Below are 7,193 nucleotides of genomic sequence, written 5' to 3'. Positions count from 1 at the left end.
GTCCTCTCCAGGCGGCGGCGCCCGGCGGCCTCGTCCCCGGCGCCCGGCCGCCCAAAGCCCGTGTGAGCCATCATGCCGTCCCGACGCTCCTTCTCCCTCCTGCTGCCCGGCCTCCTCGCCGCCGCCGCCCTGCCGGCCGCCGCACTGGCGCACAGCTACACCGCCGGCGACATCGCCATCGGCCATCCCTGGAGCCGCGCCGCGCCGGCCAACGGCACCGGCGCCGGCTTCATGACCCTGCGCAACACCGGCGCCACGCCCGACCGGCTGGTCTCCGGCCAGGCCGACATCGCCCGCGCGGTGGAAATCCACACCCATATCCAGGATGGCGGAGTGATGCGCATGCGGCCGGTGGAAGGCGGCCTCGCCATCGCCCCCGGCCAGGAGGTGACGCTCGCCCCGGGGGGCTACCACCTGATGCTGATCGGCCTGAAGCAGCCGCTGAAGCAGGGCGCGCGGGTGCCGGTCACGCTGGTCTTCGAACGCGCGGGCGCGGTGACGGTCGATCTGGCGGTGGAGGCCGCCGGGGCGCGCGGCGGTCAGCACCAGCATTGAGGCCAGGGCGGCGGGGGGAGCGCCCGCCCCGCCGCCGCGGATGGTCTCCCGGAGGCTTGATCCGCCTCCGGCCGCGCCCCAGTTCTGCGGGGCATGAGCGCACCACCTCTTCTGATCCTGACCGGCGCCGGGGTTTCCGCCGAATCCGGCCTCGCCACCTTCCGCGACGAGGGCGGCCTGTGGGCGAAGCACCGGATCGAGGATGTCGCGACGCCCGAGGCCTTCGCGCGCGACCCGGCCCGCGTGCATGCCTTCTACAACGCCCGCAGGGCGCAACTGCGTGATCCCGCCATCCAGCCCAATGCCGCGCACCACGCCCTGGCGCGCCTGGTGCGCCACTGGCCCTCGCCGGTGCTGCTGGTGACGCAGAATGTCGATGACCTGCACGACCGCGCCATGGCGGGGGCGACGCGCCACCTGCTGCACATGCACGGCAGCCTGTGCCGCGTGCGCTGCCTGCGCTGCGGCCGGGGCCAGGACTGGGCGGAGGATCTTTCGACGGAGACGCCCTGCCCCGCCTGTGGCCAGGCGGGGGGCCTGCGGCCCGACATCGTCTGGTTCGGCGAGGAGCCGCGCGGCCTGTCGCTGATCGGGGCGGCGCTGGAGCGCTGCGAGCTTTTCCTCTCCATCGGCACCTCGGGACAGGTGCATCCGGCGGCGGGCTTCATCGAGGCGGTGCGCGACCGTGCCCGCACGGTGGAGCTGAACCTCGAGCCCAGCGCCGTGTCGCATCTCTTCGACGAGGTGGACCGCGGCCCCGCCACCGAGATCGTGCCGCCCTTCGTGGAGGGCCTGCTGGCCGAATGCCGCTAGCGCGGTTTCCGTTCGCACCGGCTCACGGCAGCCGCTCCAGCACAGTGTTCTCAAGAGCCGCTTCACCCGATCAGGTAAGTCCACCTGATCGGGATCTGCTCCAAGCCCGCGGCGGGCCGCGGTTCAGCCTTCGCCCTCGAGGCGGGCGATGTCCTCGTCCGAGAAGCCGAAATGGTGGCCGATCTCGTGGATGAGCACGTTGCGGACCAGGCGGAACAGATCCTCCCCGGTCTCGATCCACTCCACCAGAATGGGCTCGCGGTAGAGCAGGATGGTGTCCGGCTCGGAGGCGATGCCGAGATGCGTCTTCTCGGTCAGCGGAATGCCGCGGTAGAGGCCGGTGAGTTCCCAGGGGTGCTCGAGATCGAGCGCCTCCAGCGTGGCCTCGTCGGGCACGTCCTCGACCAGGATGGCGGTGCCACGGACGGCGTCGCGCAGGGCCTGGGGGATGGCGGAGAAGGCCGTCTCGGCCATCTCCTGCAGATCCTCGAGGGAGGGGGGGTGGTTGAAGCGCATGACCAGGCTTCTATCACCACCCCTGTCCGGGCGCGACCGCGCCGCTCAGCGGACCGGCGGTGTCGGCGCCGGCAGCGGCGAGGCCGGCAGCGGCGTGGACGGGCCCTGATCGCGGATGGCGTCGCGGATCTCCATCAGCAGCTTCTCCTCCGTCGTCGGGCCCGGCGGCTCGGTCGGCTTGGCTTCCTCACGGATGCGCAGCTTGGTCAGCACGCGCAGCAGCCAGAAGATCGCCATGGCGACGATCAGGAACTTGATGATGGCGTTGATGAAGAGGCCGATGGCGATGACCGCGGCACCGCTCTGCCGCGTCGCCTCCAGCGAGGGCCCGCGTTCGCCGCTCAGCACCACGAAGAGGTTGGAGAAGTCCACGCCGCCGATCAGCAGACCGATGAGGGGGTTGATGATGTCGGCGACCAGTGAATTGACGATGGTCGTGAAGGCCGCGCCGATGACAATACCGACCGCGAGGTCGATGACATTGCCGCGCATGATGAAGGCCTTGAATTCCTTCAGCCATTGCGGTTCGCGGACGGGAATGGGTGGCTTCATGGCGGATCCTCGGTCAGGCCTTGCGGCACAAGGCGATGCGGCGGGGCGGCCGGCGCCATCCTGCGGCGACGGCCCGCCACACATCATCACACTCTGAAACCAGGCGGAACCGTGACCGAGGGAACATCCCGGAGAGCGGCGCGCCATCTCCCGCGTGGCGCGCCGCCGGGAAGGCCGGCCCTTACGGGGTAGCGCGCGGCGCCGGATTGACCGGCGTGGCGCCCGGGGTCCCCGTGGACGTGGTGGAGGCCGGGGCGGTGCCGGGGTTGCGCGGCGTGCCGCCCTCCTCGACCACCATGCCGCCGCCCATGTAGGCCGCGTTGACATCGCCACCGCGCGTGCTGCGCTGGCCGCTGGAGCTGCGGGCGCGGCTGCGGTTCTGCTCATCCAGCGGGGTGCGGACCTCGGGATCGCGCCAGAGCGGCTTGCCCAGGTTCACGTCGCTCGGCGAGGTGGTCGCGCCGGTCACGGCGCCCGCGCCACCGCCGACGACGGCGCCCACCGCGGCGCCCACCGGCCCGCCCAGCGCGCCCACGCCCGCTCCGGTGGCCGCGCCGGCGGCGGCACCGCCCTGCACCCGGTCACGCTCGTTGGTGCCGCAGGCAGCCAGGGTCAGGGCCAGACCCGCGGCGCCGATCATCAGGATCCTCATGGCAGTTCTCCCTTTGGTCATCCTGAGCGCCAAACACGGACTGCCGCGAAAGGTTGCGCTGGCGCTTGGCCACCGGATTCGCCACCGGGAGCCTGGCCGTCTCAGGCCGAGGTGACGTAGTCCCGCAGGGCGCTGGCCTCGTTCTCCGCATCGGCGATCCGCGCCTTGACCAGGTCGCCGATGGAGACGATGCCGATCAGCCGCTGCTCCGCCTCCATCACCGGCAGGTGGCGCACGCGTTCCTCCGTCATCTTGGCCAGGGCCTCGGTGATGCGGGTCTCGGGCAGCACGGTGTGGCGCACCGCGGTCATCAGGCGGGTGGCGGGCAGCCGGGCGGCGGCGGCCTCATCCCGCGCCAGGGCCCGCACGATGTCACGCTCGCTGACGATGCCGAGGATGCGGCCGGTGTCGTCGCGCACCAGGGCGGCGCCGATGCCGTGCCGCGCCAGCACGCGGGCGATGGCGATGGCGTCATCCTCGGGGGCGACAGAGACGACCTCCGTGCCCTTGTCGCGCAGGATCCGGGAAATGGTCATGGCACGCTTCCCTCGTTCCGGAGGGGCGCCTGGCCGGGGCGGCCGCCCCTCCTTCGGTTGTCACGCGGAACGATGCCGGCGGGCGGGAAGCGAAGTCCAGGTAAAACTCGGTGATCCGCCGCGCGCTCCGGTTGCGGGCCCTACCCCGCCAGGGACAGCAGATGCAGGGCCTCGGCCTCGGCACGATGGATGGCCAGGGCGAAGATCCGGCGGTCCCGCCGCGTCAGCCCGTCGAGGTCGGCGCCGGTCAGCAGGGCGAGCGCCCCGGCCGCGCCCGGGTCCGGCAGGGCCGATGTGAGGCCGAGCAGCCGCCCTTCCGCATCCACGACCGGTCCGCCGGAATAGCCCATCAGGGCCGGCATGCGGGCGGTGAAGCCCCGGCCGAAGCCCGGCATCTCGGCATCCGGCGCCTCGACATGACCCCGCGCGATGCCGGCGCCGAGCTGCGGCACGCCGGCCGCCCAGACCGTCTCGCCCTCGCGCGGGCGGTCGGCGGCCCGCAGGACCGGCGCCAGGAAGCCACGCGGGACGCGCAGCACGGCGAGATCCATGCGGCGACTGCGGGCAAGAACCACGCCCTCGGCCTCGCTGCGCCCATCGCCGCGCGTCAGGCGGAGCCGCCCGCTCCCGCCCAGGAGATGCGCGCAGGTCAGCACATGCTCGGCATCGAAGGCCACGGCGACCCCACGCCCCTCCAGGGCGGCGATCCCGGTCGCGGCGATGTCCTGCGCGGGCGTTCCCAGCGCCTGCTCCGCCAGCGGCGACGCGCAGCCGGACAACAGGGCCGGAACGCCCAGCGCCCCGACCAGCAGACGCCGCCTTGTCCAGCCTCGCCGCATCGCCGCTCCATCAAACCAAAAGGTTTAATCTCCCCTGAACATCTCTAGTATCTGTTAAGGATGTTCGTGGAAACCCCTGGGATCCTTAGCATTCCGGCGCGGGAGTCTCAAGAATGATCCATGCGGGCCTGCGAGCCTCACCGCCGGCCGGCGGCAAGGCCCGTCAGGGTCGGTGCTGCCCCGGCATGGCCTCCGCCACGCCCTCCTCGGGCGAGGGGCCGATGGGCTCCATCAGGGCCTCCGTCTCGCGCTTCAGCTGCAGGTAGGAGCGCATCGAGAAGGGCAGCATGGCGCAGTAGATCAGCCCCGCCGCCCCCAGGGCCGCCCAGGGCTCGCTGACCAGCAGCGCGGCATAGGCGCCGATTGAGAGCAGCAGCGGCAGGACGTATTCCCGCCGCACCTTGAAGTTCTTGAAGGACCAGGTCGGCCATGTGCTGACCAGCATCAGCGCCGTGCCGATCAGCATCAGCCCGACGAACAGCGGATGCCGCACCGCGTTGGCCATGCTGTCCCATCCCCAGCCGGCGAAAGCGAGGGAGGTGAAGACCGGGAACATGGCGAGCAGCGCGCCGGCCGGCGCCGGCACGCCGGTGAAGAAGCTCTGCGCATAGGCCGGCTTGGGCGCCGGCCCCGGCAGCGGCACGGGCGCCTCCAGCGCGGCGTTGAAGCGCGCCAGCCGCAGCGCCATGCAGACGGCGAACATGACGCAGGGCACGAAGCCAATGCCGCGATAGTCGTGCATGGTCCAGAGATACAGCACCATGCAGGGCGCGACGCCGAAGGAGAGGAAATCGGCCAGGCTGTCGAATTCGGCGCCGAAGCGGCTGGTCGCCTTGAGCAGCCGCGCCAGGCGGCCGTCCAGCCCGTCGATGGCGCCGGCCAGGATGATCAGCGCGGCCGCCTGTTCCCAGCGCTCGTCGAGCGCGAAGCGCATGGCCAGCAGCCCGGCGCACAGGCCGAGCAGGGTCAGGATGTTGGGGATCAGCCGGTTGAAGGACTGACCCTGAAGGCGCGGGCGCTGCCGCCGGGCGAAACGGAAGCGGCGGCGGCGCGACGCATCCATCAGAGGAGGCCACCCGCGGCGGCGGGGTCGGCCAGGCCCTCGGCGCGGCGCGGCGGCGCGGGGTCCAGCTCCGCGATCACCGTCTCGCCGCCGACCATCAGCTGGTGCTCCAGGACCAGCGGGCGGACGCCCTCGGGGAGGTAGAGGTCGGTGCGGCTGCCGAAGCGGATGATGCCGAAGCGCTCGCCGGCGCGCAGGCTGTCCCCCTCGCGCACGTCGCAGAGGATGCGGCGGGCGATCAGGCCAGCGATCTGCACCACGCCGATCTCCTGCCCGTTGCTCAGGCGGATGGCGAGCGCGTTGCGCTCATTGTCCTCGCTGGCCTTGTCCAGGCTCGCATTGACAAACTTGCCGGCGCGGTAGGCGATCTTGGTCACCACGCCATCCGCCGGGCTGCGGTTCACATGCACGTCGAGCACGGAGAGGAAGATGGCGACGCGCCAGCGCGGCGCCGGGCCGAGGCCCAGCTCGGCGGGCGGCACGGCCTGGGCCACGCTGACCACCCGACCATCGGCCGGTGCCACGAAGACCGGCCGGTCCGGCACCACGCGTTCGGGATCGCGGAAGAAGTACAGGCAGAAGCCGGTGAAGGCGGCGCCGAGCCAGAACAGCCAGGAGCCCAGCAACAGGCCCCCGACCACGGCCACCGCCGCGCCGCCGATGATGAAGGGACGGCCGGCCGGATGCGGCGGGGCCAGAACCAGACGAAGGCTTTCGATAAGCGCCATGATGCCCCGGTTATGGTCTGTCGCGGGGAGCCAAACAACTCCCGGCGGGACAACCCGCCGTCCGATCCTCGGTTGCGCGCCCCCTGGTTCGGCGCCCGGCCCGGCTCAGCGCGCCGGCAGGGCGAAGACCTGCCCCGGGTAGATCCGGGCCGGGTCGCGGATCTGCGAGCGGTTGGCCGCGTAGATCACCGTGTATCGCGTGCCGCGCCCATAGCTGCGGCGGGCGATGCGCCAGAGGCTGTTGCCCGGCTGCACGACCACCTGCCCCGCCGCCGGCGGGCCGGCATGGCGGTCGCGCTGGAAGGGCAGCTCCAGCCGCGCCGCCACCTTGCCGCCGGCGCCGATCTGGTCCAGCCGCAGGGTGTGGCGGCCCGGCTCGGGGGTCGGCGCCGGCTGCATCTCCCAGCGCCCCTCCCGGTCCGCCCGCACCTCGCCGGCATGGGCCTGATCGATATAGAGGCGGAGCAGGCTGCCGGGCGGGGCGCCGCCGGCGAAGCGCATCGCCCCCTCCTCGTCATATTCGATGACCTCCAGGCCGAGCCGGCCCGGCGTGCCGGCCAGGCTTCGCGCCGGGGTGGGCCCGGGGGCCTCGGGCGGCGGCAGCAGGACGGCCAGCGGCGCCTCGCCCCCGCGCTCCGGCACCACCACCACCACCGTCTCCCCGCCCAGCCGGCTGCTGCCATCGGTGCCGCGCGCCTGCACCGACAGCGCATGGGTCCCGGGCGCCAGCGGCACCTCGGGCAGGATCACCCAGGCGCCGCGCGAATCGGCGCGAGCCCGGCCCAGCTCGCGATCATTGCCGGTGAGGCTGACCTCGTCCCCCGGCGCGGCCTGGCCGGCGATGACGGCATCGCCACCGGCGCCGATGCGGGCGATGTCGAAGCGCGGCGCTCCCGCCACGGGCCGGTCGGCCGCGGGCGCGGTGGTGGCGGCCGGGGC

At 72.7% G+C, this 7,193-nt stretch carries 10 protein-coding genes; 2 read left to right on the top strand and 8 right to left on the bottom strand.

Features of this window, described 5'->3' with window-relative positions; all coding sequences use genetic code 11:
• Positions 1-72: 72 nt before the first annotated feature.
• Both ACVMLK_RS18640 and ACVMLK_RS18635 read left to right on the top strand, forming a co-directional pair.
• Positions 73-555 (top strand): copper chaperone PCu(A)C, encoded by a 483-nt coding sequence (locus ACVMLK_RS18640; RefSeq protein ID WP_457487248.1) that lies wholly within the window; start codon positions 73-75, stop codon positions 553-555.
• A gap of 93 nt (positions 556-648) precedes the next feature.
• Positions 649-1,368 (top strand): NAD-dependent deacylase, encoded by a 720-nt coding sequence (locus ACVMLK_RS18635; RefSeq protein WP_198365983.1) that lies wholly within the window; start codon positions 649-651, stop codon positions 1,366-1,368.
• Between the two features lie 123 nt (positions 1,369-1,491).
• Here the strand turns inward: ACVMLK_RS18635 and ACVMLK_RS18630 are convergent, their stop codons facing one another.
• The 8 genes from ACVMLK_RS18630 to ACVMLK_RS18595 form a co-directional block, all read right to left on the bottom strand.
• Positions 1,492-1,884 carry a metallopeptidase family protein gene (locus tag ACVMLK_RS18630; RefSeq protein WP_457487247.1) on the bottom strand — a complete coding sequence of 131 codons (393 nt, stop codon included), beginning with the start codon at positions 1,882-1,884 and terminating at the stop codon, positions 1,492-1,494.
• 45 nt (positions 1,885-1,929) lie between these two features.
• Complete coding sequence (gene mscL / locus ACVMLK_RS18625) at positions 1,930-2,436, bottom strand: large conductance mechanosensitive channel protein MscL (protein WP_198365981.1); 507 nt, start codon at positions 2,434-2,436, stop codon at positions 1,930-1,932.
• Between the two features lie 181 nt (positions 2,437-2,617).
• A complete protein-coding gene (locus ACVMLK_RS18620; RefSeq protein ID WP_457487246.1) occupies positions 2,618-3,088 on the bottom strand; it encodes a hypothetical protein in 471 nt (156 codons plus the stop codon).
• Positions 3,089-3,189: 101 nt separating this feature from the next.
• Entirely contained in the window at positions 3,190-3,624 is a 435-nt protein-coding gene (locus tag ACVMLK_RS18615; RefSeq protein WP_198365979.1) for a CBS domain-containing protein, read from the bottom strand.
• 140 nt (positions 3,625-3,764) lie between these two features.
• The gene (locus ACVMLK_RS18610) at positions 3,765-4,463 is read right to left on the bottom strand and encodes a S1 family peptidase (protein ID WP_422921725.1); all 699 of its coding nucleotides are present in this window, start codon (positions 4,461-4,463) and stop codon (positions 3,765-3,767) included.
• Positions 4,464-4,626: 163 nt separating this feature from the next.
• Entirely contained in the window at positions 4,627-5,526 is a 900-nt protein-coding gene (locus ACVMLK_RS18605; protein WP_198365977.1) for a CDP-alcohol phosphatidyltransferase family protein, read from the bottom strand.
• Positions 5,526-6,254: a phosphatidylserine decarboxylase gene (locus ACVMLK_RS18600; protein WP_198365976.1), complete on the bottom strand. Its 729-nt coding sequence runs from the start codon at positions 6,252-6,254 to the stop codon at positions 5,526-5,528. Before ACVMLK_RS18600 ends, ACVMLK_RS18605 begins: the two co-directional genes overlap by 1 nt.
• A 105-nt stretch (positions 6,255-6,359) precedes the next feature.
• The coding region (locus tag ACVMLK_RS18595) for a LysM peptidoglycan-binding domain-containing protein (RefSeq protein ID WP_457487245.1) at positions 6,360-7,193 on the bottom strand (834 nt) is incomplete at its 5' end.

Source organism: Teichococcus aerofrigidensis (genome assembly GCF_054073225.1).
The sequence above is the reverse complement of the archived record's forward strand: the minus strand, read 5'-3'. Positions and strand labels throughout refer to the sequence as shown.